General features: G+C 71.9%; 24 protein-coding genes and 1 pseudogene. 14 read left to right on the top strand and 11 right to left on the bottom strand.

Features of this window, described 5'->3' with window-relative positions:
- Nucleotides 1–785: 785 nt before the first annotated feature.
- The 6 genes from WMJ97_RS07745 to pknB are packed head-to-tail and all read left to right on the top strand — an operon-like array spanning nt 786 to nt 8504.
- Nucleotides 786–1496: a DUF3662 and FHA domain-containing protein gene (locus tag WMJ97_RS07745; RefSeq protein WP_347348404.1), complete on the top strand. Its 711-nt coding sequence runs from the start codon at nt 786–788 to the stop codon at nt 1494–1496.
- Nucleotides 1489–1962, top strand: coding sequence for an FHA domain-containing protein (locus WMJ97_RS07740; protein ID WP_347348403.1), 474 nt, complete (start codon nt 1489–1491; stop codon nt 1960–1962). Before WMJ97_RS07745 ends, WMJ97_RS07740 begins: the two co-directional genes overlap by 8 nt.
- Nucleotides 1963–1965: 3 nt before the next feature.
- Entirely contained in the window at nt 1966–3516 is a 1551-nt protein-coding gene (locus WMJ97_RS07735; RefSeq protein WP_347348402.1) for a protein phosphatase 2C domain-containing protein, read from the top strand.
- Between the two features lies 1 nt (nt 3517).
- A complete protein-coding gene (locus WMJ97_RS07730) occupies nt 3518–5239 on the top strand; it encodes an FtsW/RodA/SpoVE family cell cycle protein (protein WP_347348401.1) in 1722 nt (573 codons plus the stop codon).
- Nucleotides 5236–6663, top strand: a complete 1428-nt coding sequence (locus WMJ97_RS07725; RefSeq protein WP_347348400.1) for a penicillin-binding transpeptidase domain-containing protein — start codon at nt 5236–5238, stop codon at nt 6661–6663. Before WMJ97_RS07730 ends, WMJ97_RS07725 begins: the two co-directional genes overlap by 4 nt.
- Complete coding sequence (pknB, locus tag WMJ97_RS07720) at nt 6660–8504, top strand: Stk1 family PASTA domain-containing Ser/Thr kinase (protein ID WP_347348399.1); 1845 nt, start codon at nt 6660–6662, stop codon at nt 8502–8504. Before WMJ97_RS07725 ends, pknB begins: the two co-directional genes overlap by 4 nt.
- A 44-nt stretch (nt 8505–8548) precedes the next feature.
- Here the strand turns inward: pknB and WMJ97_RS07715 are convergent, their stop codons facing one another.
- On the bottom strand, nt 8549–9181 hold the full coding sequence (locus WMJ97_RS07715; RefSeq protein WP_347348398.1) for an aminodeoxychorismate/anthranilate synthase component II: 633 nt from the start codon (nt 9179–9181) through the stop codon (nt 8549–8551).
- 13 nt (nt 9182–9194) lie between these two features.
- A complete protein-coding gene (locus tag WMJ97_RS07710; protein ID WP_347348397.1) occupies nt 9195–9980 on the bottom strand; it encodes a DUF881 domain-containing protein in 786 nt (261 codons plus the stop codon).
- A 96-nt stretch (nt 9981–10076) separates the two neighbouring features.
- Between WMJ97_RS07710 and WMJ97_RS07705 the strand changes: the two genes are divergently transcribed.
- Nucleotides 10077–10394 (top strand): cell division protein CrgA, encoded by a 318-nt coding sequence (locus tag WMJ97_RS07705; protein WP_347348396.1) that lies wholly within the window; start codon nt 10077–10079, stop codon nt 10392–10394.
- A gap of 42 nt (nt 10395–10436) precedes the next feature.
- Here WMJ97_RS07705 and WMJ97_RS07700 read toward each other — a convergent pair whose 3' ends face one another.
- From WMJ97_RS07700 to WMJ97_RS07685, 4 genes are all read right to left on the bottom strand, one after another.
- Complete coding sequence (locus WMJ97_RS07700) at nt 10437–11717, bottom strand: cytochrome P450 (protein ID WP_347348395.1); 1281 nt, start codon at nt 11715–11717, stop codon at nt 10437–10439.
- Between the two features lie 52 nt (nt 11718–11769).
- Nucleotides 11770–12795, bottom strand: a complete 1026-nt coding sequence (locus tag WMJ97_RS07695; protein WP_347348394.1) for an NAD(P)-dependent alcohol dehydrogenase — start codon at nt 12793–12795, stop codon at nt 11770–11772.
- Between the two features lie 131 nt (nt 12796–12926).
- Nucleotides 12927–14393 (bottom strand): lysine--tRNA ligase, encoded by a 1467-nt coding sequence (gene lysS / locus WMJ97_RS07690; protein ID WP_347348407.1) that lies wholly within the window; start codon nt 14391–14393, stop codon nt 12927–12929.
- Nucleotides 14394–14481: 88 nt separating this feature from the next.
- Nucleotides 14482–15342 (bottom strand): HAD-IIA family hydrolase, encoded by an 861-nt coding sequence (locus tag WMJ97_RS07685; RefSeq protein ID WP_347348393.1) that lies wholly within the window; start codon nt 15340–15342, stop codon nt 14482–14484.
- A gap of 110 nt (nt 15343–15452) precedes the next feature.
- Between WMJ97_RS07685 and WMJ97_RS07680 the strand changes: the two genes are divergently transcribed.
- The 5 genes and pseudogenes from WMJ97_RS07680 to WMJ97_RS07660 all read left to right on the top strand — a co-directional run bounded on the left by WMJ97_RS07680 (nt 15453) and on the right by WMJ97_RS07660 (nt 19099).
- Nucleotides 15453–16454 carry an LCP family protein gene (locus WMJ97_RS07680; RefSeq protein ID WP_347348392.1) on the top strand — a complete coding sequence of 334 codons (1002 nt, stop codon included), beginning with the start codon at nt 15453–15455 and terminating at the stop codon, nt 16452–16454.
- Nucleotides 16455–16549: 95 nt separating this feature from the next.
- Entirely contained in the window at nt 16550–17545 is a 996-nt protein-coding gene (dhaK, locus tag WMJ97_RS07675; protein ID WP_347348391.1) for a dihydroxyacetone kinase subunit DhaK, read from the top strand.
- Nucleotides 17533–18174 (top strand): dihydroxyacetone kinase subunit DhaL, encoded by a 642-nt coding sequence (gene dhaL, locus WMJ97_RS07670; RefSeq protein WP_347348406.1) that lies wholly within the window; start codon nt 17533–17535, stop codon nt 18172–18174. Before dhaK ends, dhaL begins: the two co-directional genes overlap by 13 nt.
- A gap of 124 nt (nt 18175–18298) precedes the next feature.
- Nucleotides 18299–18667: pseudogene (gene dhaM, locus WMJ97_RS07665) on the top strand (dihydroxyacetone kinase phosphoryl donor subunit DhaM); the annotation flags it as partial.
- 222 nt (nt 18668–18889) lie between these two features.
- Nucleotides 18890–19099 (top strand): HPr family phosphocarrier protein, encoded by a 210-nt coding sequence (locus WMJ97_RS07660; protein ID WP_347348405.1) that lies wholly within the window; start codon nt 18890–18892, stop codon nt 19097–19099.
- Here WMJ97_RS07660 and WMJ97_RS07655 read toward each other — a convergent pair.
- Nucleotides 19063–19773: a GntR family transcriptional regulator gene (locus tag WMJ97_RS07655; protein ID WP_347348390.1), complete on the bottom strand. Its 711-nt coding sequence runs from the start codon at nt 19771–19773 to the stop codon at nt 19063–19065. The two genes, WMJ97_RS07660 and WMJ97_RS07655, sit on opposite strands and share 37 nt — an antisense overlap.
- Nucleotides 19774–19958: 185 nt before the next feature.
- Here WMJ97_RS07655 and WMJ97_RS07650 point away from each other — a divergent pair, with 185 nt between their 5' ends.
- Together WMJ97_RS07650 and WMJ97_RS07645 are read left to right on the top strand one after the other, a co-directional pair.
- Nucleotides 19959–21065: an isocitrate/isopropylmalate family dehydrogenase gene (locus tag WMJ97_RS07650; RefSeq protein ID WP_347348389.1), complete on the top strand. Its 1107-nt coding sequence runs from the start codon at nt 19959–19961 to the stop codon at nt 21063–21065.
- Between the two features lie 4 nt (nt 21066–21069).
- Nucleotides 21070–22191: a beta-propeller fold lactonase family protein gene (locus WMJ97_RS07645; protein ID WP_347348388.1), complete on the top strand. Its 1122-nt coding sequence runs from the start codon at nt 21070–21072 to the stop codon at nt 22189–22191.
- Nucleotides 22192–22197: 6 nt separating this feature from the next.
- Here the strand turns inward: WMJ97_RS07645 and WMJ97_RS07640 are convergent, their stop codons facing one another.
- The 4 genes from WMJ97_RS07640 to WMJ97_RS07625 all read right to left on the bottom strand — a co-directional run bounded on the left by WMJ97_RS07640 (nt 22198) and on the right by WMJ97_RS07625 (nt 25348).
- The gene (locus tag WMJ97_RS07640; protein WP_347348387.1) at nt 22198–22761 is read right to left on the bottom strand and encodes a methylated-DNA--[protein]-cysteine S-methyltransferase; all 564 of its coding nucleotides are present in this window, start codon (nt 22759–22761) and stop codon (nt 22198–22200) included.
- 59 nt (nt 22762–22820) lie between these two features.
- Nucleotides 22821–23012 carry a hypothetical protein gene (locus tag WMJ97_RS07635; protein ID WP_347348386.1) on the bottom strand — a complete coding sequence of 64 codons (192 nt, stop codon included), beginning with the start codon at nt 23010–23012 and terminating at the stop codon, nt 22821–22823.
- A gap of 431 nt (nt 23013–23443) precedes the next feature.
- On the bottom strand, nt 23444–24376 hold the full coding sequence (locus tag WMJ97_RS07630; RefSeq protein WP_347348385.1) for a YegS/Rv2252/BmrU family lipid kinase: 933 nt from the start codon (nt 24374–24376) through the stop codon (nt 23444–23446).
- 60 nt (nt 24377–24436) lie between these two features.
- Entirely contained in the window at nt 24437–25348 is a 912-nt protein-coding gene (locus tag WMJ97_RS07625) for a hypothetical protein (RefSeq protein WP_347348384.1), read from the bottom strand.
- Nucleotides 25349–25635 lie beyond the last annotated feature (287 nt).

The raw sequence follows: 25635 nt of genomic DNA, 5'->3' as shown, positions 1-25635 counted from the left end.
CCCGTGTGCGTTTCTACCTGACGTTCTCCACCCTCTGAGGTGGAGAACGTCACACGGCCCCTCGCGGACGTCCGGCATTCCGGACCCACGGACGGCCGCACCGGCGGCGTCCGGGATACGGGAAGGGCCGTGCCCGCGGCGTCCTTGAGGGTGGGGACCGCCCGATCGAACCCGGCATGCCACCCGGTCACTGACCCGCGGACCGCTGTCATTCCTGAGCGCCCGTTCCTCGACAGCCCCTCGCGCGGCAGCATCGACGCGGACGCCGTCGGCGCCGGTCCGCGCAGTACCCGATCCGCGGGCGGACGAACACTTCCTGTGGCCCGCCGGCGGACCAGCGCCCTGCACTCCGCGCGGCTCAATCTCCGCGGGGCTCGATCTCCGCGGGGCTCAATCTCAGCGGCACCGTTCCGGGACGCGGCCGGATGCCACGCGGCGGACGTGAGGACGGCGTCCGGGGCGTCCACCAGCCCCCGGGCTCTGCCCGACGACCGAGCCCGTGGAGGGCTTCGCCCCTAGCAGGGGCCGGATCGCTCACCGACATGCGCGCAGACATCACGCACGCGCTCGACCCGTGTGACGTTCTCCACCCCAGAGGGTGGAGAACGTCAGGTAGAAACGCACACGGGGGCCCGGCGTCCCACCACCGTCCAAAGGCGGTCGGCCCACGGTCTGGTTGTCGGCCGATCGGTCGGGGCTCGACGCTCGAGGGGGTGGCGGCGGGGACCGTTCGGGCTAGGCTAGGGCCTGCTTCGTCGCCCAATGACAGTTCGAAAGGGGGCTCAATGGGGGTCTTCGACAATCTCGAGCGCAAGCTTGAGGGGGCCGTCAGCGGGGCGTTTGCGCGGGCGTTCAAGGGGGACGTCCAGCCGGTCGAGATCACCGCGCGGCTGCAGCGTGAACTCGACTCCGAGGCCAAGCTGCTCTCGCGCGACCGCAAGCTCGTCCCCAACGACTTCACCGTGGGCCTGAGCCAGCATGACTACGACCGGCTCACCCCCTACTCGCGCACGCTGAACGCCGAGATCCTGCCCCAGCTCCGCGAGTACGCCTCGAATCAGGGCTACATCTTCAACGGCCCGGTCACCGTCGCCTACGAGTTGGCGTCCGACCTGCCGACCGGACGCTTCACGGTCGAGAGCGCGGCCGTCGCGATCGTGAACGCCGACCCGGCGAGCAGCGGCGTCCTGCGCCGGTCGAACCTGGTGCTCGAAGTCAACAACATCCGGCACCCGCTGATGCCGCCCGGCTTCACGCTGGGCCGGGGCAACGACGCCGACGTCCGCATCAACGACCCCGGCATCTCCCGCCTGCACGCGCGCGTGGTCGTCCAGGGGTTCGGCGACGACCAGCACATCGCCATCGAAGACATGGGCTCCACCAACGGCATCCTCGTCGACGGCCAGCGCGTCCGTAGCGCCGGCCTCCACGAGGGCTCCCGCATCGAGATGGGCAACACCCGCCTCCTGGTCCGATCGCCGGTGAGCGATGTCTGAGCTCGTCGTCCTCGCGCTGAAGTTCGCGTTCCTCGCCCTGCTGTGGCTGTTCGTCCTGTTCGCCTGCAACGTCATCCGCACCGACCTCTTCGGGCGCCGGGTCTCCGCTGCCGCCGTCGCCTCCGAGGTGCCGCCCACCCAGTTGAAGAGCCGGCGCGCCCGCCGCGCCGACCGCAAGATGCCCACCACGCTGCGCATCACCCGGGGCGCCCAGACCGGCCTCACGATGCCGCTGGGCGACTCCCTGCGCATCGGCCGCAGCAACGACTGTCAGCTCATCCTCGACGACGACTACGTCTCCACCCGGCACGCCCGCATCGTCCGGGGCGACAACGGCTATCTCGTGGAAGACCTCGGCTCGACCAACGGCACCTACCTCAACGACGCTCGGGTGACCACCGCCACCCCGTTCGGCCTCTCCGACACCCTGCGGATCGGCCGGACCACGATGATCGTGGAAAAGTGACCCATGGCCCTGTCATTCCGGTACGCGGCGCACTCTGAGATCGGCCTGGTTCGTAAGACCAACCAGGATTCGGGGTACGTCTCGCCGACGATGCTCATGGTCGCCGACGGCATGGGCGGGGCCGCGGCGGGCGACCTGGCGTCCTCGGTCGCGATCGACCACCTGCGCACCTCCGACGAGGGCCTCACCCGGCTGCTCACCGAGGCCGAGAAGCGGGTCGCCATCCAGGCGCGCGAGCACGACGCCGCCGACGAAGCGCGGCTGGCGTCCGACCCCGACGACACGGCCCCCGAGGGCACGGGCGATCTGGGCACGCGGGAGGCGGCGCTGCTCGGCGTCCTCGGTGCGACCCTGACGCAGGCCAACCAGCACATCGCCGACCTCGTCGCCGACGACTCGGCCCTGGAGGGCATGGGCACCACCGTCTGCGGGTTCGCACTCGTCGAGGGCACGCTCGCCGTCATCAACATCGGCGACTCCCGGGCCTACCTGCTCCGCGACGGCCAGTTGCGCCGGGTGACGCGCGACCACTCGTGGGTGCAGACGCTCGTCGACGAGGGCCGCATCACCGAGGCGCAGGCCCTCGAGCACCCGCACCGCTCGCTGGTATTGCGCGTCCTCAACGGCAACCCGCAGCACCAGCCCGACCTCGGCATCCTCGACGTCCGCCCGGGCGACCGGCTGCTGGTCTGCTCCGACGGCCTGTGCGGCCTGGTCACCGATCAGCAGATCGCGCGCCTCCTCGGCGAGGAGGATCGCGACCGCACGCTGGACTCCCTCGTCGACCTCGCCCACGAGGCCGGCGGCTACGACAACATCACGATCATCATCGCCGACATGGTCGACGGTCCGCCCGACGGCGAGACCGCGGTCATCGGGGCCGCACGCAACATCAGCATCCCCGCGACACCCGAGCACACGGCGGCCCTGCCGCCGGTCGAGAAGTCCGGCGCGACGGACGCCGCGGCGGCCGGCGACGACGCGGGCCGCGTCCAACGGGACGACGAAGAGGAGCGCTACGCGCTCGCCGGACGCCGCGGGCTCGCCGGCTGGGCGCGCATGCTGCTGGTCGTGCTGATCCCCCTGCTCGTGCTGGGCGGCGGGGCGTGGGGCTGGTACTCCTACACGCAGACGCAGTACTACGTGGGCCCCGACGACGACGTGGTCGCGGTCTACCGCGGCGTCCCCGACCGGGTGCTGAACTTCGACCTGTCGTCGATCGTCCGCAGCGACACCACACGCATCGGCGATCTGCCGCCCTACTACGCCGAACGCGTCCGGGGGAACATCAAGGTCGAGAACCTGGCCGCGGCCGACACCACGATCGACATGCTGCGGCAGAAGGCGGCCAAGTGCGTCGCCCAGCGGGAGGCCCGCGCCCGGGCGCGGACGGCGCCGCCCGTCACCCCGAGCCCGACCCCGACCCCGACGCCGACCGTGCCGACGGTCCCGACGGGCACCGCCTCCCCCGACGCGACGCCCAGCCCGGCGCTGACGCCCAGCCCCACCCCCACCCCGACGCAGACGCAGGTCACGACGCCGGAGGACTGCTGACATGGCCGAGATCGTCGTCTACCGCAAGCGCGGCTTCGCGTCGTTGGTGATGCTGCTGATCGGCGTCGCCCTGGGTGTCGCCGGGTACCTGATCACGATGCTCAATCAGTACGGCAAGCTGGCCGACGGCTGGTTCGTCGGCCCGGCGATCTGGGCGGTGGTCGCCCTCGTCGCCTGGGCCGTCGTGCGCTGGCGCCTGCCGTATGCCGACCCGCTGCTGCTGCCCAGCGTCGTCGCGCTCAACGGCATCGGCATGGCGATGATCTACCGGCTCGACCAGTCGAGCACCCCCGTCATGCACAGCGCCGACCTCCAGCTGATGTGGGCGATCGGGTCGGTCGCCACGCTGTGCGCGGTCGTCTTCTTCCTGCGCGACCACCGTCGGCTGCAGCGCTTCACCTATCTGTGGTTCATCGCCGGCATGGTCCTGCTGCTGATGCCACTCATGCCCGGGCTCGGCGCGGAGAGCCACGGCGCGCAGATCTGGATCCGCATCGGCCAGTTCAGCTTCCAGCCCGCGGAGATCGCGAAGATCGTCCTCTCGATCGCGTTCGCGGCCTACCTCACCGAGAAGCGGGACGTTCTCGCGCTCGCCGGCCACCGGTTCGTCGGCATCGACCTGCCGCGGGCGCGCGACCTCGGGCCGATCCTCATCATGTGGGGCACGAGCCTGATCGTCCTCGTCTTCGAGAAGGACCTCGGCACGGCGCTGCTGTTCTTCGGTCTGTTCGTGATGATGCTCTACGTGGCGACCGAACGGCCGAGTTGGGCGCTGCTCGGCTTCCTCATGCTGATCGCGATGGGCGTGCTCGGGTACGCGGCGTTCGATCACGTGCGCGTCCGGTTCGAGTCGTGGCTGACGCCGTTCGACGACTACGGCCGCAACCTGCAGGTCATCAACGCGCAGTTCGGGCTGGCGTCCGGGGGCCTGTTCGGCACCGGCTGGGGCCAGGGACGCCCCTACCTCACGCCGCTGTCGAAGAACGACTTCATCTCCGCCGCGATCGGCGAGGAGTTGGGCCTCGTCGGTCTGTTCGCGGTCATCCTGATCTTCCTGGTGATCGTGGCCCGCGTGCTGCGCGCGTCGCTGGCGTCCCGCGAGCCGTTCGGCAAGCTGCTCGCAGCCGGCCTCGCGTTCGTCTTCGCGCTGCAGGTGTTCGTCATCATCGGCGGCGTCACGCGGCTGCTGCCGCTCACGGGCCTGACGACGCCGTTCGTCTCCCAGGGCGGCTCGTCGCTCATCTCGAATTACCTGCTGCTCGGGCTGATGCTGACGATCACCCATCAGGTCCGGCACCCGCAGGTGCAGGTGCCGACCGACGAGTTCGCGACGTTCACCACCGACCGCACCGAGCAGATGGCCACCGTCGGCGCGGTCGGCGCGGTGGCGTCCGCCCGGGCCGCCACGGCCCGCGACGACGCCAACGAGCGGCTGGGAGCGCGTCCCGACCCCGACGCGCTCGACGCGCCCACGGAGTTCGTCTCCGAGGCGAGCGGTGCCGGCGTCGGCGCCTCCCAGACGAACGCCTCCGCAGACGCCCCGACCGAGTTGGTCGGCGGGCAGCCGTCCGGACGGCCGGCGTCCGAGAGCCCCTGGCAACCTGACGCCTCCGACGCCAAGCCGTCGGCGTGGGCGTCCCTGAACGACGACGAGCCGGGTGAAGAGACGCAGGCCCTCGACCCGCTCGACGTTCCCGTCAAGGACGAGGAGGCGGACAAATGAACGGACCCATCCGCAAGGTCTCGGTGCTCGTGATGGTCATGTTCCTCGCGCTGATGGTCAACATGAGTTACTCGTACGTGTTCCGAACGGAGTCGCTGCGCAGCGACCCGAACAACCGCCGCGTCCGGGACGCCGAGTTCGGCACCGACCGGGGCGACATCCTCGTCGGCAACACCCCGGTCGCGACGTCGTCGGCCGTGAACGACCGGTACCAGTTCCAGCGCAAGTACCCCCAGGGCACGTTGTACGCGCCGGTCACCGGCTATTTCTCCTTCATGTACGGCTCGAGCGCGCTCGAGCAGAGCCAGAACCAGGCGCTCACCGGGCAGTCCGACGCGCAGTTCCTGCAGCGCATGGTGGACACCGCGACGGGCAAGACCCCGGTCGGCGCGACCGTGCAAACCACCCTGGACGCCCGCGCGCAGCGCGCCGCCTACTCCGCCCTCGGCGACCGGCCCGGGGCCGTCGTCGCCATGGACTACTCCACCGGCGCGGTGCTCGCCATGGTCTCCACGCCCAGCTACGACCCGAACCAGCTCGCGAGTCACGACCTGACCGCGTCGCAGAAGGCGTGGTCGTCGCTCACCAACAACTCCGACCAGCCGATGCTGAACCGCTCGGCGAAGAACGTCTACCCGCCCGGGTCGACGTTCAAGCTCGTCACCTCGGCGGCCGCGCTCACCGACGGCATGTCGTCCAGCAGCATGATCCCGGCCGGCAAGTCCTACCGGCTGCCGAACTCGACGGCGGTCATCAACAACGCGGACGACTGCGGCGGCAGTTCGATCACGCTCGCGCAGGCGCTCAAGACGTCCTGCAACACGGCGTACGCGCAGCTCGGCGTCCGGCTGGGCGACGACAAGATCCGCGCCCAGGCGCAGAAGTTCGGCTTCGGCGCGACGCAGCTCGCCGACATCGGCGCGGTCGCCTCGCGGTTCCCCGCCAACCCGGACGCCGCCCAGACCGCGATGAGCGCGATCGGCCAGTTCGAGGTCGCGGCGACCCCGCTGCAGATGTGCATGGTGGCCGCGGGCGTCGCGAACGACGGCGTGGTCATGGAGCCCTACATCGTGAGCCAGGTTCGCGGCGCGGACCTGAACGTGCTGAGCAACCACAACCCGCGGCAGCTGTCGGTCGCGATGTCGGCGACGGACGCGCGCCAGCTGCAGCAGATGATGGTCGGCGTCGTCCAGGGCGGCACGGGCACCCGCGCGCAGATCTCGGGCGTGACCGTCGGCGGCAAGACCGGCACGGCGCGCAGCGACGGCAAGCGTCCGCCGTACGCGTGGTTCGTGGCGTGGGCGAACGATCCGAAGGTCGCCGTCGCGGTGTTCGTGCAGGATTCCGGCGCGACGACCGCCGAGACGTCCGGCGGCCGATTCGCCGGTCCCATCGCCAAGCGAGTGATCGAGGCCCTCCGATGACCGACGACCCCAACCTTCTCGGCGGCCGCTACGAGCTCGGCCCCGTCATCGGGCGCGGCGGCATGGCGACCGTCCGCCGCGCGCGCGACCGCCGCCTCGGCCGCGACGTGGCCGTCAAGCAGTTGCGCACCGACCTGGCCAGCGACTCCACCTTTCAGGCGCGCTTCCGGCGCGAAGCCCAGGCGGCCGCGGGGTTGAACCACCCGAACATCGTGTCGGTGTACGACACCGGCGAGCAGGTCGACCCGGCGACCGGCATCTCCGTGCCCTACATCGTCATGGAGCTCGTCGAGGGCCGCACGCTGCGCGACATCCTGCGCGAGGGGCGTCCGATCCTGCCGCAGCGCGCGTTGGAGTTCACCCAGGGCGTCCTCGACGCGCTGGCCTACTCGCACAAGGCCGGCATCGTGCACCGCGACATCAAGCCGGCCAACGCGATGATCACCAACAACAGCCACATCAAGGTCATGGATTTCGGCATCGCCCGCGCCGTCTCCGACACGAGCTCGACCATGACCCAGACCGCGGCCGTCATCGGCACCGCCCAGTACCTCTCCCCCGAGCAGGCCCGCGGCGAGACCGTGGACGCCCGCTCCGACCTGTATTCCGCCGGCTGCCTCATGTACGAGCTGCTGGTGGGGCGTCCGCCGTTCCAGGGCGACTCCCCCGTCTCGGTCGCCTACCAGCACGTGCGCGAGCAGCCGATCCCGCCGAGCCAGCTCGACTCCGAGATCACCCCCGAGATGGACGCCGTCGTCCTGAAGGCCCTCGCGAAGGACCCGGCCGACCGCTACCAGACCGCCACCGAGTTTCGGCAGGACATCGGCCGGCTGCTGGCCGGCCAGCCCGTCATGGCGATGACGGGCGACGCCGCGACCCGCGTCCTGGGGACGCCGTCCGCCTCCTCCGCACCGTCGGCGTCCTCGGCGGCCTCGGCGCCGTCCGGGTCGACGGCCGTGCTGCCGGCCGTCTCGGCCGACGGCCCACCGCCCGGCCAGGCGCAGACGTTCGTCCCCACCCGGCAGCCGGAGCAGAAGCGCGGCGCCCGCTGGCTCGTGCCGCTGCTGCTCGTGCTGGTGCTGCTGGCCGGCGGCGGCCTCGCGCTGGTGTACTTCAATCCCTTCGGGCAGCAGACCGTGACCGTCCCGATCGTCACGGGTCAGGCGCAGGGCACGGCCGAGCAGATCATCAAGAACTCGCGGCTCAACCCCGTCGTGAAGACCACGCAGGGGCCCGACGACGACTCGGTCGGCGACGTGACCGAGCAGGATCCGACGGGCAACGCGACCGCGAACGTCGGCAGCGACGTGACGCTGACCGTCAACGTCGGCCCGAACAAGATCACGGTGCCCACCGGCATGGTCGGCCAAGACGTCGACCAGGCCATGGCCTTCGCCCGTCAGAACGGGTTCACGAACGTCCGGAAGGTCGCCGCCACCTCCGAGCCGGCGAACGCGAACGCGAACCAGGTGCTCTCGGTCAGCCCGGCGCAGGGGTCGACGGTGGCGGTCGGCACGCGGCTGACGTTCACGTACGCGTCCGGGAAGACGACCGTGCCGAACGTCGCGAGCTACTCGCTCGACCAGGCCAAGAGCGCGCTGTCGGACGCCGGCCTCACGAACGTGACGACGTCCGAGCAGGAGAGCACGGCGACCGCGGGCAGCGTCATCGGGACGAACCCGGCCGCCGGGGCCTCGGTCACGAAGGGGACGCGGATCACGATCCTCATCGCCAAGGCGCCGGCCACCCCGACCCCGGATCCGACGACGAACACCCCCGAGCCGGCCCCGACCACGGATCAGCCCGAGACACCCACCGCCGCCCCCACGACGGGCGGCTGAGTCCCCCAGGCCGGGCGGCCGCGTCCGGACGCCCGCTCAGGCCGTCAGCTCACCGCCATCAGCGGCGACAGCCCGCGGGCGCGCTCGGGGGCGTCGGCGTCCCCGCAGGCGCGCAGCCAGTTGGCGAGCATCTGGTAGCCGCCTTGGGTGAGCACCGACTCGGGGTGGAACTGGACGGACTCGATCGGCAGCGTCTTGTGCCGGATGGCCATGATCACCCCGGACGCCGTCCGCGCCGACACCTCCACGTCGTCGGGCACGGTCGCCGGATCGAGGGCGAGCGAGTGGTAGCGGGTGGCGATCAGCGGGCTCGGGAGCCCCTCGAAGACGCCCTGGCCGTCGTGGAAGACCTCGGAGGTCTTGCCGTGCAGCAGCTCGGGCGCGCGGTTCACCACGCCCCCGAACGCCACCGAGATCGACTGGAGTCCCAGGCACACCCCGAAGATCGGCAGCGTGCCGCCCTGGCCGCGGACGACGTCCACGCACACGCCGGCCGCCTCGGGCGTGCCCGGCCCGGGCGACAGCAGGACGCCGTCGTAGGCGTCCGACCAGCCGGCCTCGCCGAACCGCGGGTCGTCGTTGCGCCACACGTCGACCTCGGCGCCGATCTGGGCGAGGTACTGCACGAGGTTGTAAACGAACGAGTCGTAGTTGTCGATCACGAGGATGCGGGCCATGCGTCCCATGGTCTCACCGCCGCGCGCGGGCATACGCCCCGTCCACCGACCCCGCGTAGGCGGGCATCGAGACCGACGGCACGCGCTGTTGGGCGTAGCCAAGCCGGTACATCGTCGCGTACTGCCGGTACGTGGCCAGCGGCCCGGACGCCTCCAGCGCGGCCTCCAGCCGCGCCTGATCCCCGATCGCCGTGACGACGTACGGCGGGGCGTACGGGATGCCGTGCAGCACGACGGTGTTGCCGACGCACTTGATGCCGGTCCGCGCCGTGACCCGCTGGCCCTGGATCGTCATCGCCTCCGCCCCGCCCGACCAGAGCGCGTTCGCGACGGCCTGAATGTCTTGCTGGTGGACGACCAGGTACTCCTCGTCGACGCCGGCCGGCTGCACGTCGAGGGGTGCGTCGGTGAGCGTGACGGTCACGCCGGGGCCCTGCACCGGGGTCGCGCCGGCGGCCGCCGCCGCGGCGTCCGACCGCGGCTGAAGCTCGGGGTCGGCCCCGCTCGGCCGACCGAGCCGGTCGACGTCGGCGCGCAACTCCCCGAGGCGCTGGGTGAGCGCGGCGTTGCGTTCGGCCTGCTCGGCGACGAGCGCGACGAGATCGGTCGTGCGGTCGGGTCGCAGGTCTCCGCCCTGCCCCGCGATGGCGGACGTCACGATCATGAAGCCCGCGACCACGCACGTCAGCAGCGTCAGCAGCCGCAGCCCCACCGGACGCCTGCCCGCCCGCCGTTCGCGCAGGTGCCGGCCGCGGGCGCGGGCCAGCACGCGGACCGCCCGTTCCCACCCCCGTCGCACCGGTCCAGGGTACGCGAGCCTCCGCGTCCGGCTTCGACGGCAGGCTAGGCTGCCAGGCAGACACGTCCCACTAGTCGTTCCCGAGGAGTTTCACCCGTGCCTGAGTCGAAGGGCCGCAGCGAGGCCGGCAACAAGCAGCCGTCCGGCCAGCGCGGCAAGACCGGTGCCAAGAAGCAGGCTCAGCCGGCCAAGCAGGGCCGGCCGACCAAGAAGCGCAGCAACGTGCTGCTGGAGAACCGGGCCTGGGTGCCGCCGACGTTCATCACGATCGGCCTGCTGGGCGTCCTGTGGCTGATCGTCTACTACCTGGCCGGGTACATGATCCCGTTCATGGCGACCCTCGGGCCATGGAACCTCGTGATCGGCATGGGCATGATGGCCGCGTCGTTCGCGATCGCGACGCTCTGGAAATAGCGGTGGCGCCCGGGGCGGGAGGGCCGACGCCCCCGCGCCTCCTCAGGCCCCGACCGGGTAGCGGCCGAACCCCCGCAGCGTGATGCTCGGACGCCGACGCGCGCCCGCGTGCGGGTGCAGGCCGGGCATCCGCTCGGCCAGTACCTGCAGCGCGACCTCCCCCTCCAGCCGCGCCAGCGGCGCGCCCAGGCAGTAGTGGACGCCGTTGCTGAACGCCAGATGCTCCGCGGGCCGCTCGGCCGCCGGGTCGAACACCTCGGGGTTGGCGAAGACCGCCGGGTCGCGGTTCGCGGTGACGAGGTCGACGAGCGCCATCGTGCCTGCCCGGAAGCGCCGGCCCTCGACGTCGGCGTCCTCCTGGGCGACGCGCGCGGTGAACTGCACCGGCGGGTCGAAGCGCAGGGTCTCCTCCACGATGGCCGCGGCCTGGTCGGGGGCCGCGACGAGGGCGTCCCAGGTGCCGGTGGAGTGCAGGGCGTGGACGGCGTTCCCGATGAGGTTCACGGTCGTCTCGAAGCCGGCGATCAGCAGGAGACCGGCGGTGCGGTAGAGGTCGGCGTCCGTGATCGTGCCGGCGGCGCGGGCGTCCGCGAGGTAGGCCAGCGCGCTGCCCTCGGGCGGCGGGCCCTCCTGCAGCACGTCGGACAGGATCGTGAACAGCAGGTCGGCGCCGCGCCAGAGCTCGTCGGCCTGGTGCAGCGTCCGGACGCCGTCGAGGCTTGCCGCGACCTGGTCGCCGATGCGCAACAGCCGCGGCTCGTCACCCGCGGGGAGGCCGAGCAGCCGCAGGATCACGGCCATCGGCAGCGGCGTCGCGAACTGCCGCACGAGGTCGAACGACGACTCGTTCACCTCGTCGAGCAGGCGGTGCGCGACGTCGCGCACGAGCTCGGCGTACCCGCGCACCTGCGCGGGCCGGAAGGCCAGGGACGCCACCCGTCGCAGCCGCGTGTGGTCGGGCGGGTCGAGCATGAGGAACGAGTCGGTCAGCGGCGCGACCTCGGCGGTCACCGGGTCGATGCCCGCCGGCCGGTCGCGGGCGTCCCGGACGCCGAAGCGGCGATCCCGCAGCACCGCACGGCACGCTGCATACGACGTTGCCAGCGTGCCGAAACGGGTACGCCGGAAGCCGGACGGCGTCAGCAGCCGCCGGTGCAGCGCATCGTGCTCGGCGTCCGGAAGGCCGGGCCGGCTGAGCAGCGCGAGCGGGTCGCGCGCCGCCCGCAGCGCTGCCAGGAGGGCGGCCTGGGCGGCGAGGATCGCCTGCGTCCGGGCACGCCCCGACCACGTCGCCAGCATCGCCGGATGCTCATGGATGGTCACCCGTGCAGCGTAGCGACCGGGGCGTGCACCGGACGCCGGATGGACGCCCCCGCTACGGCACCAGGATCGCCCGCCCACGGACGTTGCCGGCGTCCAGGTCGTCGAGCGCCCGCTGGAAGTCGTCGAGCGCGTACTGCTGCGTGTGCAGCGTCACCTTGCCCTGGGCGGCCAGCACCATCAGCTCCTGCAGGTCGGTGTACGAGCCGACGAGGTTGCCGATGAAGTTGATCTCGGTGGAGATGATGTCGATCGTCGGGACGTCGATGTTCTCGCCGTAGCCGATCACGTAGTAGTCCCCCGCCCGGCGCAGCATGGCGACACCCTCGGCGGTCGCCCCGCCCTCGCCCACGAAGTCGAGCACGGCCTCGGCGCCGTGGCCGCCGGTGAGCTCCAGCACCTTGTCGACGTGGGATCCGTCCGCGACGAACGTGTCGTCGGCACCGATCGTGCCGGCGAGCGCGAGCGCGTCCTCGTTACGGTCGACCACGACCAGCCGCGCGGGCGAGAGCGCCTTCATCACCTGGATGCCGATGTGCCCCAGCCCGCCCGCGCCGATCACGACGCACACGTCGCCGGGGCGCAGCCTCCGGGCGGCCTTCGCGGCGGCGTGATAGGCGGTGAGGCCGGCGTCCGCGAGGGCCGCGACGTCGGCGGGCTCGAGGGAGGCGTCCAGCTTCACGCAGCTCCGCGCGGACGTCCGCAGGTACTCGGCGTAGCCCCCGTCGCAGTCGATGCCCGGGAAACGGTTGTTCTCGCAGTGCACGTCGTCGCCGAACCGGCAGGCCCGGCACAGCCCGCACGTCACCAGCGGGTGCAGAATCACCTTGTCGCCGGGCTGCACGTTCGTCACGGCGTCCCCCACCGCGTGCACCCAGCCGGCGTTCTCGTGCCCGATGGTGTACGGCAGCGGCACGTGGGTCTTCGGCTCCCACTGGCCCTCGAGGATGTGCAGGTCGGTGCGGCACACCCCGGCGGCACCGATCTTCACGATCACGTCGAGCGGGCCCTCGATCACCGGCTCGGCGACGTCGTCCAGCTGCAGGTTCTCGTGGTAGCCCACGACACGGACGGCTTTCATGGCAGTACCCCTTTCGCCCGGGCCACGTTGCCCGGACCACCACCTTCGCAAACGAAAGGCCTGCTGGGAAGCCCCTTCTTTCGAGGACGCCGCGGCGTTCGCTGGTTCTCGCGCGCGCCCGCGCGCCCGCCTCAGCCCTCGGGCTTGAGCAGCGGGAACAGGATGGTCTCGCGGATGCCGGCGTTGGTGAACAGCATGATCACGCGGTCGACGCCCATGCCCAGGCCGCCCATCGGGGGCGCGCCGAACTCGAGGGCGCGGAGGAAATCCTCGTCGAGCTCCATAGCCTCCTCGTCGCCGTGGGCGGCCTTGCGGGACTGCTCGGTGAGCCGCTCCCGCTGGACGACCGGGTCGATGAGCTCGCTGAAGCCGGTGCCGCGCTCCATGCCGCCGATGATGAGATCCCACGCCTCGATGAGGCCCGGCTTGCTGCGGTGGGGGCGTGCGAGCGGCTGCGCGATGGCCGGGTAGTCGCAGACGAACGTCGGCTGCAGGAGGCCGGGCTCGACCAGTTCGCCGAACAGCTCGACGGCCAGCTTGTCGGAGCCCCAGCCCTCGTCGTACTCGACGCCGTGCTCGTCGGCGATCGCCCGCATCTCCTCCACCGGGGTGTCGATCGAGACCTCCCGGCCGACCTTCTCCGACAGCCCGTCGTACACCGGAAGCCAGCGCCACTCGGCGTCGAGGTCGATCACGCCGGCCGGCGTCTCGATCCGGCGCGAGCCGACGGCGTCCGCGGCGTCGAGAATCACCTGCCGCATGGTCTCGGCGATGCCGCGCTGGTCGGTCCACGCCTGGTAGCACTCGAGCATCGTGAACTCGGCGGAGTGCGAGCTGTCGATGCCCTCGTTGCGGAAGATGCGGCCCATCTCGTAGACGCGGTCGGCGCCGCCGACCATCGCGCGCTTCAGGTGCAGCTCGAGCGCGATGCGCAGGCTCATGTCGATGTCGAACGCGTTGAGGTGCGTGTTGAACGGGCGCGCGGCCGCCCCGCCGTGCACGAGCTGCAGCGTCGGCGTCTCGACCTCGAGGAAGCCGAGCCGGTGCATCGTCTCGCGGATGCTGCGCGTGATCGCCGCCCGCGTCCGGACCATCGCGCGCGACTCCTCGCGCACGATCAGGTCGGCGTAGCGCTGGCGGACGCGCGACTCCTCGGACAGGTCGGCGTGCAGGTTCGGCAGCGGCCGGACGGCCTTGGACGCCAGCGACCAGCCGGTCGCCATGACGGACAGCTCCCCGCGGCGCGACGAGATGACGCGCCCGGTGACCGAGACGAAGTCGCCGAGGTCGACGTCGTCCTTCCAGGCCTGGAGGGACTCGGCGCCGACCTCCCCGAGCGAGAGCATCACCTGGAGGCGTCCGCCCTCGCCGTCGGGGGTGAACTGGTCGGCGAGCGTCGCGAAGCACAGCTTGCCGGTGTTGCGCTGGAACATGACGCGTCCGGCGACGGAGACGACGTCGTCGGTCTCCTCCCCCGCCGTGAGGCCGCCCCAGCGCTCGCGCACCTCGGCGAGCGAGTGCGTGCGCGGGGTCTCGACCGGGTACGGCTCACGCCCCTGCCCGATCAGGCGCGCCCGCTTGTCGAGCCGCACCTGCACCTGCTCGGAGAGAGACGGCTGGGAGGCGGACGCGGCGGGCTGCTTGGAATTCACCCCGACAGCCTAGCGACGCTCGCGGTTCACGTCGTCACCGGCCGTCGGCCGGAGCCTCGGCGTCCGGGGCGGCGTCGGAGCCGGTCAGCCTCGCGAGGACGTCCTGCGCGCCGGTGAGGTGGTCGACGAGCTCGTCGACGCCCCGCAGCACCGTGTCGGGACGGTAGGGGTACTGCAGCATCGACTCGCGCGTGGTCACGCCCGTCAACACCAGCACCGTGTGGAGCCCCGCCTCGATGCCGGCGACCATGTCGGTGTCCATACGGTCGCCGATCATGCCCGTGTCCTCGGAGTGCGCGCCGAGCCGGTTCATCGCGGAGCGGAACATCATCGGGTTCGGCTTGCCCACGATGTAGGGCTGCTTGCCGGTCGCGGTCGTGATCATCGCGGCCACCGCGCCGGTCGCCGGGTTCAGGGCGCCGTTGTTGCCGGGGCCGTTCGGGTCGGGATTGGTCGCGACGAACCGGGCGCCCTTGTCGATGAGCCGGACGGCGGTGGTGATCGACTCCCACGACAAGACGGTGGACTCGCCGAGCACGACGAACGCCGGGTCGGCGTCGGTCATGATGAAGCCCGCCTCGTACAGGGCGGTCGTCAGACCGACCTCGCCGATGACGTAGGCGGTCTTCTCGCCGGGCTGCCGCCGGAGGAAATCGGCGGTGGCGAGGGCGGACGTCCAGATGTTCTGCTCGGGGACGTCCAGGCCCGTGCGGCGCAGGCGCGCCGCGAGGTCGCGGGCCGTGAAGATGGAGTTGTTGGTCAGCACGAGGAACGGCATGTCGTGATCGCGCCAATGCTTGATGAGTTCACGGGCGCCCGGGAGCGCCTGGTTGCCGTGCACCAGCACGCCGTCCATGTCGGTCAGCCAACACTGGATGTCGGATAGCTTTCGCATACCTCCATTGTCCATTTCTAGTCCTCATAACCAATCAGTTTCACCGTTGTTGCCAGCTTTGCTCGGCCCGTCCTCCGACACGCGCCGAGGAGCCTGTCTATCGTGCTGGGGTGAACTTCTCGCGACGCGCAGGCCTCCTGGCGGGGCTGGGTCTCCTCGGCGGGGTCGCCGCCGGCTGCTCGGCCGGGCCGGCGGCGTCCTCCCCGGCTGGATCCCCATCCGGCTCCCCGACACCCGCGGACCCCGCTTCTGCAAGCACCGGCGCGTCCCCGACGCCGACGCCCTCGGCGTCCGCCGCCGACCCACTGCCCCGCGGCCCGGTGAACGCGCTGCTGTGCGGCACCGACTCCCGGACGCCGGGCGCGAACACCGGCAACGCGGACGCCATCGTGCTCGCGCAACTCTCAGCCGACCGGACGCGGCTGGCGCTCGTCTCCGTCACGCGCGACTCCTACGTGCCGCTCGCCACCGGCGGCCGCGGGAAGATCAACGCCGCCTACGCACGCGGCGGCGCGGACGGACTGAAGCGCACCGTCTCGACGCTCTTCGGCGGCCTGGCCATCCCCTACACCGCCCAGACCGACTTCACCGACTTCATCGAGCTCACCAAGCTGCTCGACGGGTTCACGGTGAACAACCGCGTGGCTTCGTCGGTGACGAGCTCGGTCACGGGCACGGTGACGCGCTTCCCCGCCGGACGCCTCACCCTCCACGGCGCCGACTGGCTGATCTACGCGCGCCAGCGCAAGGGACTGCCCCGCGGCGACCTCGACCGCGCCGAGCGCCACCGTGCGGTGCTCGCCGGCATGCTCGCGCGGGTGAAGGAGATCGCCGCCACCGACCCCGTCCGGTTCGCACGCCTGGCGGCGTCCGCCTGGACGAAGGTCCGGGTCACCGGGCCGCTGACCGCCGCCCAGGTTCCCGCGCTGGGCGTCGTGCTCGGACGCCTCGACGCCCGCTCGGTCACGTCGCTGCAGGTGCCGGTGGCCGGCTATCGAACCGTGGGCGGCGCGTCGGTGAACATCCTGGACGCGGCCAAGACCCGCGCGCTCGGCGCGGCCCTGCGGGCCGGGGACGTCCGGGCGTACGTGCAAGCCAACGGCACATCGTAGGAGGTCTTGCACGGCCGGCCCGCGCCGGGCGTCCCGGACGACCGGGCGTCCGCGGGGACTCGACGGTGGTTGCCCTGGGCGGCTTTACTGGGGCCATGAAGAAGCTCATCAATGACGCCGCCGACGTCGTCGCTGATGCCCTTCGGGGTATCGAGGCCGCGCACGGCGACCGCGTCCGCGTCGATCACGACCATCACATCGTCTACCGCGCCGACGCGCCCGTGCAGGGCAAGGTCGGCCTCGTCTCCGGCGGCGGCTCGGGCCACGAGCCGATGCACGGCGGGTTCGTCGGGCCGGGCATGCTGGACGCCGCCTGCGCCGGCGAGGTGTTCACCTCGCCGGTCCCCGAGCAGATGCAGGTCGCGACCGAGGGCGTCGACGGAGGCGCCGGCGTCCTGCACATCGTGAAGAACTACACCGGCGACATCATGAACTTCGAGATGGCCGCCGAGCTGGCCGCGGAGTCCGACATCCGCGTGGAGACGATCGTGACCGACGACGACGTGGCCGTCACCGACTCGCTCTATACGGCCGGGCGACGAGGCGTCGGCGTCACGGTGCTGCTCGAGAAGATCGTCGGGGCGGCGGCCGAAGAGCGGCGCGACCTGGACGCCGTCCTCGAGGTCGCGAAGAAGGTCAACGGCCAGGGCCGGTCGATGGGCCTGGCGCTCACGTCGTGCACCGTGCCGGCGGCCGGCAAGCCGACGTTCGAGCTCGGCGAGGACGAGTTCGAGCTCGGCATCGGCATCCACGGCGAGCCGGGCCGGGAGCGCAGGAAGCTGGGCCCGGCCTCCGAGCTGGCGCAGCAGTTGGCCGAGCCGATCCTGGCCGACCTGGACTTCACGGGCGACGCGATCGCCCTGCTCAACGGCATGGGCGGCACCCCGCTCCTCGAGCTGTACGTGATGTACGGCGAGGTCGCGAAGATCCTCGAGAAGTCGGGGGTGCGGGTCGTGAGGAACCTGGTCGGTAACTACATCACGTCGCTGGAGATGGCCGGCTGCTCGCTGACGCTGCTCAAGGCCGACGACGAGATCGTGAAGCTGTGGGACGCCCCGGTGAACACGCCGGGCCTGCGTTGGGGGTGCTGATGTCGACGCTGAACACCGAGGTCGTGGCCGGCTGGCTGGCCGACTACGCCCAGACCATCGAGCAGAACGCCGAGATGCTGACGGACCTCGACCGGCAGATCGGCGACGCCGACCACGGCTCGAACATGAAGCGCGGCACGAAGGCGGTGGCGGAGTTGGAGGCGTCCGAGTTCGCGGACGCGGCGGCCCTGCTGAAGAAGGCCGGGATGACGCTGGTGAACACCGTGGGCGGTGCGTCCGGGCCGCTGTACGGCACGTTCTTCCTGCGGGTCGCGAAGGCGCTCCCCGCCGACGGCGAGATCTCGGCCGGGCAGTGGGGCGAGGCGCTGCGGGCGGGGCTGCAGGGGGTGATCGACCGGGGCAAGGCGTCCGTGGGCGACAAGACGATCGTGGACGCGCTCACCCCGGCGATGGACGCCCTGGACGCGGCGGCGTCCGGGGGTGCCGGCGTCGCCGAGGCTCTGGACGCCGCGGCGAAGGCCGCCGCCGAGGGCCGCGACGCAACCGTGGACCTGGTGGCCCGGAAGGGGCGGGCGTCCTACCTGGGCGAGCGCTCCCGCGGCGTCCAGGACCCGGGCGCGACCAGCGCGACCCTGCTCGTCGAGAGCGCGGCGCGCACCCTCGGCTGAGGGGCGTCGCGCGCACCGTGGGCGTTTCTACCTGACGTTCTCCACCCTCTGGGGTGGAGAACGTCACACGGCCCCGGCCCCTGGACGGGCGTCCCCCTCCACCGTTCACACCCGAAGGAGACCCATGATCGGCATCGTCGTCGTCTCGCACTCCCGCGCGCTCGCCCGCGCAGCCGTCGCCCTGGCCGAGGAGATGGTGCCGCCGGAGCGGCGTCCGCCGGTGGCCATCGCCGCCGGACTCGACGAGGAGACCTTCGGCACGGACGCCGAGGCCATCTCGTCGGCCATCGAGGGCCTGGACGCCGACGGCGTCCTCGTGCTGCTCGACCTGGGCAGCGCGATCCTGTCGGCGGAGATGGCGCTGGAGTTCCTCGACCCCGAGGACGCGGCGGGCGTCCGGTTGTCGGCCGCGCCCCTCGTCGAGGGGCTGATCGCGGCGTTCGTCACGGCATCCACCGGGGCCGATCTGGACGCCGTCGCCGCGGACGCCGATGCCGGGCTCCGCGCCAAGCGCGAGCAGCTGGGCGTCGAGGAGGAGGCGTCCGATGGGCCGGCCCAGGCCGGCACCACCGCGGACGACCACCAGGACGCCGGTGCACCGGCATCAGGCGATCAGGACGCCGACGCCCCGGACGCCCGCCGGGACGCCCCCCTCACCTGGACGACCACGCTCACCACCCCGCACGGCCTCCACGCCCGCCCGGCGGCGACGCTCGTGCAGGCGGTGCAGGGTCTGGACGCGACGGTCCAGCTGAGCGACCTCACCAACGGCAAGGGCCCGGCGCCGGCCGGCAACATGCTGCTGCTCACGACGCTGGGCTCGCGCCAGGGCGACGAGCTCGCGGCCGAGATCACCGGCCCGGACGCCGCCCGCGCCCGCGACGCCCTTCAGGCCTGGGCCGACGGCGGGTTCGGGGACGCCTGACCGCCCCGGACGCCCGCCGCGCGCGCGTCGAGCCGCTCGATCGCGGACAGGGCGAGGCTCGAATCGATGTGCGCCAGCATGACCCGTGCCGCGTTGTCGCGGTCGCCGGCAGCGATGTGCTCGACGAGGAGGCGGTGCTCTTCGTCCTTGCGGTCGCGCGCGGGCTGGCCGCGGTCGACGCTCAGCGCCATCATCCGATAGCGATCGGCCTTGTCCCACAGCGAATCGAGCGTGGCGATCAGCAGTCCGTTATGGGACGCCCGATAGATCGCGGCATGAAACTGCCGATGGGCGATGAGCTGGCCGACGCTCGCCCCCACCGGGAGCGCGTGCAGGTCGCGGCCGGCGGCGCGGATCGCCTCCAGGTCGCGCGCCGACCGGCGCTCGGCCGCCAGGGACGCCGCCATCGGGTCGAGCGCGCGCCTCAGCTCGTAGAGGTCGCGGGCCTCCTCCGCCCGCAGCGCGGCGACGCGCGCGGTCTTGTGGGCGTCCAGGGTGATCAGGCCCTCGCTCTCCAGCCGGCGAAGCCCCTCGCGCAGGGGCGTCGTGCTGATGCCGATCTCGGCCGCCAACTCCCGCTGCGGGATCACGTCGCCCGGCCCCAACTCGCCCGCGAGGATGCGGTCGCGGAGGCGGCGATAGGCCAGGTCCCCCTTCGTCCCGGGGCTCTCCATCAACGCCTCCTCCCTGCTGTGGCGGCGCCGGCCGCGCCGCGCCCTTCGTTATACCAGGATCGGCTGAACGCGAGCCACGGCCGGCCCGACGCGCCACGGTCCGGCTCAATATTCACCGCCACCCACCCCTCGACCCAGCCTCCCATGTTATAACGGTGCTATCGACGCAGCCGAGGAGACGAATCATGACCGGTGCACATCCCTACTCCCTGGGCGTCCTGCTGGGCGACGGCATCGGGCCCGAAATCGTGCCCGCGTCGGTGCGCGCCGCGGACGCCGCCGTCGCGGCGGTGGGCGGCGTCCCGATCGCGTGGACCGAGCTTCCGCTCGGCCTCTCCGCCATCGAATCCATCAACGAGGCGACGCCGGCCAGCACGCTGACGGCCCTGGAGGGTCTGGACGGGTGGGTCCTCGGCCCGCACGACTCGGCGTCCTACCCCGAGCCGTTCAGGTCGGAGCTGAACCCGTCCGGCACGATCCGCAAGCGCTTCGACCTCTTCGCCAACATCCGGCCGGCGAAGGCGTTCCCGGGCACGCAGCCGATGAAGCCGGGGATGGATCTGGTCATCGTGCGCGAGAACACCGAGGGCTTCTACGCCGACCGCTCGACCTACCGGGGCACCGGCGAGTTCATGCCGACGCCCGACGTGGCCATCAGCATGGGCATCATCACGCGGCGCGGCTGCGAACGGATCGCCCGCGAGGCGTTCGAGCTCGCCGCCCGGCGGCGGAACAAGCTGACGATCGTGCACAAGGCCAACGTGCTCAAGCTCACGACCGGCATGTTCCGGGATATCTGCCGCGAGGTCGGCCGGGACTTCCCGCAGGTCGCCGTCGACGACTACCACATCGACGCGATGACCGTGCACCTGCTGCGGCGGGCCCCCGAGTTCGACGTGATCGTGACCGAGAACATGTTCGGCGACATCCTGTCCGACATGACCGGCGAGCTCGCGGGCTCGCTCGGCATCGGCCCGTCGATCAACGCGTCGCACGAGCGCGCGATGGCCCAGGCGTCGCACGGCTCCGCGCCCGACATCGCCGGCCAGAACAAGGCCAACCCGATCGCCATGATCCTCTCGACCGCCATGCTGCTCGAGTGGCTGGGCGGCAAGCACGACGACCCGGCGATGCGCGCCGCGGCCCACCTCATCGAAGACCAGGTGGCCGCCACCGTCGAGGGCGGCGTCACCACCGGCGACATGGGCGGCACGGCCACCTGCTCGGGCTTCACCGACGCCCTGGTCGAGCGGATCGGCGCGGCCCCCGCACCCCGCCCCGACAAGGCCTGACGCCATGGGCGCCACCTACGCCTACGTCGGCTCTCGGACGTCGCGGGAGCGCGGAGCCGACGGCGAGGGCATCACGATCTGGGACGCCGGCGGGCCGGGCGACGGCTGGCGACGCCTCGGCACGGTGGCGGCCGACGCGTCCGAGGCCCGCGGGGACGCCGCGCTGCCGGCGAACCCCAGCTTCCTGCTCGTCTCGGACGACCGCCGCTCGCTGTATGTCACCCACGGCGACACCGACGCTGTCTCGGTGCTCGACCTCGCCGCCGACCCGGCCGCCCCGCGGCTCGTGCAGACCGTCCACCTCGGCCGCCGGAACCCCGTCCACCTCGCCCAACTCGGACGCCGGCTGCTCGTCACCTTCATGGCCGGCCCCGGCTGCGTGGCCGAGTTGCCGATCGCGGGCGACGGCACCCTCGGGGAGGCGTCCGCGATCGTCGAGTTCGCCGGCGACCCCGGCCCGTTGGCGATCCAGCAGCGCACGGGCTCCAGCCCGCACCAGGCGGTGCCCGACCCCACCGGACGCTGGGCCCTCGTGCCCGACCGCGGGCTCGACCGCGTCCACGTGGTTCCGGTCGAGCCGGCGCTCGCGCCGGCGGCGTCCGCGCTGGTCACGCGGCAGGCGGAGGGTCCGCGGCACGTCGCGTTCCACCCGGACGGACGCCGCGCGTACGTCGTCACCGAGCTGCGGTCGAGCCTGACCACGTGCGACTGGGACGCCGACCGCGGCGTCCTCACGCCGGTCGCGGTCGTTCCGTCGACGGCGCCCGAGGCGACGTACGACGCGTACGCCTCGGAGGTCTTCGTGACCCCCGACGGCTCCGCGGTCGTCACGTCGAACCGCAGCGGCAAGAATGACCACGTGCCCCCGGTCACCCAGACCGACACCCTCGGGGTGTTCCCGCTCGACCCCGACGGGCTCCCCGGGCCCGGCCGCTGGTTCAGCTCGGGCGGCCTCCGGCCGCGGTTCTTCGCGTTCGCCCCCGGCGGCACGCTCACCGTGGCGCACCAGTGGGACGGCCGCATCGTCGAGTTCGATGACGCCGGCGGGTCCCTGAGCGGCCGGCGCGAGGTCGCGCGCACCGGGACGCCGACGTGCGTCGCCTGGCTCGACGCCCCGCGCGCCTGAGGACGGTCACAAGCCCGGCAGCAGCCCACCCTCGAGGTCGAGCAGGAACCGTTTCCGCTCCACTCCGCCCGCGTACCCCGTCAGGTCGCCCGACGTGCCGACCGCCCGGTGACAAGGGACGATGATCGAGATCGGGTTGCGCCCCACCGCCGCCCCCACTGCCCTCGACCCGCGCGGCGAGCCCACCTGCTCCGCGAGCCAGCCGTACGTCACGGTCTGCCCGTACGGCACGTCGCGCAGCGCCAGCCAGACGCGCCGCTGAAACTCGGTGGCCCGCGGCGCGAGCGGCAGGTCGAACGACGTGCGCTTACCGGCGAAATACTCCGCGAGTTGCCCCGCCGCGTCGCCCGCGACCTCGTCGCTGCGCTCGCCGAACGTCGCCGGGTCCGGGTGATGTCGCTGCCCGGCCAGATACGACCCACACAGGACGCCGTCGTCGTCGACGACGAGAGTGACCGGGCCGACCGGGGTGTCGATGATGCGGTGCTTCACGATGCCTCCCACTGCGGACGCCCCGGCGCGGCTGCGGACGGCCCGCACCAGGCGTCGCACCGAGTGCCATTCCGCCATTATGTCCGGAGCGTCCGCCACTTTCGACGCGCTGCTGGGCTCGAATGCCTGAGCCTCAGCTAGCGTTTCCGGGTGCCGTGCAGGGTTGCGTGCAGGGTGGCGACGGAGCCGGGCCCAGAGAGCCAGGCCTGCCACGGCGGCGTGAGCACCGCGATGCCGAGGACGAGACGCGCGAGTCCCCGGCGCTCGGGAGCGCTCCGGAGGCCGACCTCGCAGAGCTCGTCCTTGAGGTCGTCGGGGATCGATGACAAGACCCGAGTCGTCTCGTCGTCGGACAACAACGGCGTCGTGGGATCGGCAGGTCGTGACCACGGGAGCACCAGGCCCGGGAGCAGGGTCCACCGATCGAGGATCCGCGTGGTACCCGTCCATTCCCCCTGCCCCGTGAGCGGGACGCCGAGGGGCAGCGAGGCTGGGGGCGTGCAGGGCACCGCGCACGACGAGCGAGGTTCTGGTTGGCCGTCGAAAGCTGGGTGCGGGGCCCCCTCCGGCAGCGGGTCGAAAAAGATCGCTCCGTCGACCTCGACCAGTCGGCCTGTGCCCGTGAAGCACCAGCCGTCGAACCGCTCGTCGCGGCCGCGGACCGCCCACGCGCGCGTCTCGATCGGGAAGCATGCCTCCATTCTGAAGGCCCCCACCGACACTGTCTGGAAGGAATGCGACATCGCGCTGCTCGCGCGGCTCACCCTTCGTCCGGGTCGGCGGGCGGGACGCGCACGATCAGCGCCTCCGGACGCACCCGACACACCAACGTGCGCACCGCGCCGATCGGGTCGCCGTCGATCTGCGCCTCCACCGGCTGCCGGACGCCGATCGTCACGGTCTCCGCCTGCACCCGCCGGACGCCCCGGTGGCCGCGCCGGTGCCGGCTGGCGATGTCGGCGATCAGGGCTCCCCAGCCGAGCACGCCCTTCGGCGAGGCCAGCAGCACGTCGAGCTTGCCGTCGTCGATGAGCGCCTCCGGCATCAGCATCACCCCGCCCTGCAATTGCCCGACGTTGCCGACGAGCACCGTCCGGGCATGCTGGCCGATGCGGGTACGCCCGTCGGCGTCCAGGCGCACCCGGAAGCCCTTGCCGAAGACCGCGCGCAGGCCCGACACCAGGTACGCGACCCAGCCGATCCTCTTCTTGAGGGTGTCGTCGACGCCGGCCATCACGTCGGCGTCCATCCCGAGGCCCGCCATCACCAGGAACGCCTCGCTGTCGCGGCCGTCGGCGCTGAGTTCGCCGATGTCGATGGCCCGCGTCCGGCCGTCGAAGACCACATCGAGCGCCTTGGCGAGGTCGAGCGGCGTGGCGAGCGAGCGGGCCAGCAGGTTGCCGGTGCCGGCCGGGATGATCCCCAGCGGGACGCCGCTGTCGGCCATCGCCTCCGCGACCGCCCGCGTGGTGCCGTCGCCGCCGATCGAGATGACGAGGGACGCCCCGTCGGCCAGCGCCTGCTGGGCCTGACCCACCCCGGGATCCTCCACCGTCGTCTCGTAGAACGCCGGCGCCGGCCACTCACGGTCGGCGCACGCCTGCTCGACCTGGGCGCGCACGTCGGCGTCGTCGTCGAATTTCGACGGGTTGATCACGACCGCGACGGGTCCGGGCGTCAGATCGTCGTCCATGGCCCGACGATACGCGCACCAGGGCCTGACGAGGGCGGACGCCCACACACTCCCGGACGCCTACCGCAGCAGCACGTAGGCCAGCGGCGTCGCGACGATCGCGATGAGCGTGGACGCCGAGGTCATGAACGCGGACACGTCGACGTCCAGGCCCGCCTCGGCGGTGAACCCCGAGACCATCGCGGCCATGGGCGCGGTGAGCGCCATCGAGACGATGACCTTCGTGCCGTGGTCGAACGGCATCACGAACCACAGCGCGACGAGGTTGCACGCGACGAGGGCGTACCGCAGCGCCATGTACCCGAGGGCGGCGGCGTACTTGCTCTTCGGCAGCACGATCTCGAGCCCGATGCCGATCATGAGCATCGCCAGGAAGGTGTTGGCCTGCCCGACCGTCGAGGTGAACGCGATCACCGGGGCCGGCAGGGTGATGTCGGCCAGCCGGAGTAGCAGCAGGACTAGGTACGTGTCGAACACCGGGGACCGGAACACCTGCCGCAGCAGCCCGATCACCGTCACCCGCGCGCCCGGACGCGCCAGCGTCACCCCCCAGCCGTACCCCAGCCCCGCCGAGACGAGGGCGTTGCCGACGTCGAACAGCGCGCACAGCGGGATCGCCTCGGGGCCGACCAGCGCCGCCGCGTACGGCATCGCGAACAGGCCGATGTTGTAGTTGGGCACGTTGATGATGCCGAACGCGCGCCCGCGGCGCCCGCGCGAGACCAGCGCGAACCAGATGACCACCATGCCGACCACGTCGATCACCGCGCCGAACCCGGCGACGGCCAGCAGCGTCGGCGTCAGATTAAACGTGTTGAAGCTCGTCGCGAGCGCGCACGGCAACGTGACGCGCAGCACGATGCGCGAGATCACCCCGAAGTCGGACGCCGCGACCCACCCGAGCCGCTTGATCGCGTACCCGAGCGCCATGATGAGGACGAGGACGAGCGCCTTGCCGATCACGTCCGTCATGCGCGCCTCCCGAGCGGACACCCTACCCACACCCCCGTCGGCCTGCGCAGGGGTCGCCCGCCGTTGCCGCGCGACCCCCTGATGGTCGCCGCTTGCCCCGGGCCGGAAACAAGCGGCAACCCCCACCTCCACGTTTGTGAGTGAGCACTCACTCACCTATGCTGATCGACGGTCTCCGGTCCGCGCCGGTCTCCGGAAAGGTCCCATGAGCCGCGCAGCCCCCCTGCCGCCGAGCGAGCGCCGTCAGGCGATCATCGACGCCGCCACGCCCCTCCTGCTCCGCCAGG

Origin of the sequence: Nigerium sp., assembly GCF_039811905.1 — a bacterium.
Classification (GTDB): Bacteria; Actinomycetota; Actinomycetes; order Propionibacteriales; family Propionibacteriaceae; genus Propioniciclava.
The sequence above is the reverse complement of the archived record's forward strand: the minus strand, read 5'-3'. Positions and strand labels throughout refer to the sequence as shown.

What these genes read in the sequence shown, in the direction of transcription:
- WMJ97_RS07745 (WP_347348404.1), top strand. Translation starts at nt 786, where the DNA reads ATGGGGGTCTTCGACAATCTCGAGCGCAAGCTTGAGGGGGCCGTCAGC.
- WMJ97_RS07740 (WP_347348403.1), top strand. Translation starts at nt 1,489, where the DNA reads ATGTCTGAGCTCGTCGTCCTCGCGCTGAAGTTCGCGTTCCTCGCCCTG.
- WMJ97_RS07735 (WP_347348402.1), top strand. Translation starts at nt 1,966, where the DNA reads ATGGCCCTGTCATTCCGGTACGCGGCGCACTCTGAGATCGGCCTGGTT.
- WMJ97_RS07730 (WP_347348401.1), top strand. Translation starts at nt 3,518, where the DNA reads ATGGCCGAGATCGTCGTCTACCGCAAGCGCGGCTTCGCGTCGTTGGTG.
- WMJ97_RS07725 (WP_347348400.1), top strand. Translation starts at nt 5,236, where the DNA reads ATGAACGGACCCATCCGCAAGGTCTCGGTGCTCGTGATGGTCATGTTC.
- pknB (WP_347348399.1), top strand. Translation starts at nt 6,660, where the DNA reads ATGACCGACGACCCCAACCTTCTCGGCGGCCGCTACGAGCTCGGCCCC.
- WMJ97_RS07715 (WP_347348398.1), bottom strand. Translation starts at nt 9,181, where the DNA reads ATGGCCCGCATCCTCGTGATCGACAACTACGACTCGTTCGTTTACAAC.
- WMJ97_RS07695 (WP_347348394.1), bottom strand. Translation starts at nt 12,795, where the DNA reads ATGAAAGCCGTCCGTGTCGTGGGCTACCACGAGAACCTGCAGCTGGAC.
- WMJ97_RS07685 (WP_347348393.1), bottom strand. Translation starts at nt 15,342, where the DNA reads ATGCGAAAGCTATCCGACATCCAGTGTTGGCTGACCGACATGGACGGC.
- dhaK (WP_347348391.1), top strand. Translation starts at nt 16,550, where the DNA reads ATGAAGAAGCTCATCAATGACGCCGCCGACGTCGTCGCTGATGCCCTT.
- WMJ97_RS07655 (WP_347348390.1), bottom strand. Translation starts at nt 19,773, where the DNA reads ATGGAGAGCCCCGGGACGAAGGGGGACCTGGCCTATCGCCGCCTCCGC.
- WMJ97_RS07650 (WP_347348389.1), top strand. Translation starts at nt 19,959, where the DNA reads ATGACCGGTGCACATCCCTACTCCCTGGGCGTCCTGCTGGGCGACGGC.
- WMJ97_RS07645 (WP_347348388.1), top strand. Translation starts at nt 21,070, where the DNA reads ATGGGCGCCACCTACGCCTACGTCGGCTCTCGGACGTCGCGGGAGCGC.
- WMJ97_RS07640 (WP_347348387.1), bottom strand. Translation starts at nt 22,761, where the DNA reads ATGGCGGAATGGCACTCGGTGCGACGCCTGGTGCGGGCCGTCCGCAGC.
- WMJ97_RS07630 (WP_347348385.1), bottom strand. Translation starts at nt 24,376, where the DNA reads ATGGACGACGATCTGACGCCCGGACCCGTCGCGGTCGTGATCAACCCG.
- WMJ97_RS07625 (WP_347348384.1), bottom strand. Translation starts at nt 25,348, where the DNA reads ATGACGGACGTGATCGGCAAGGCGCTCGTCCTCGTCCTCATCATGGCG.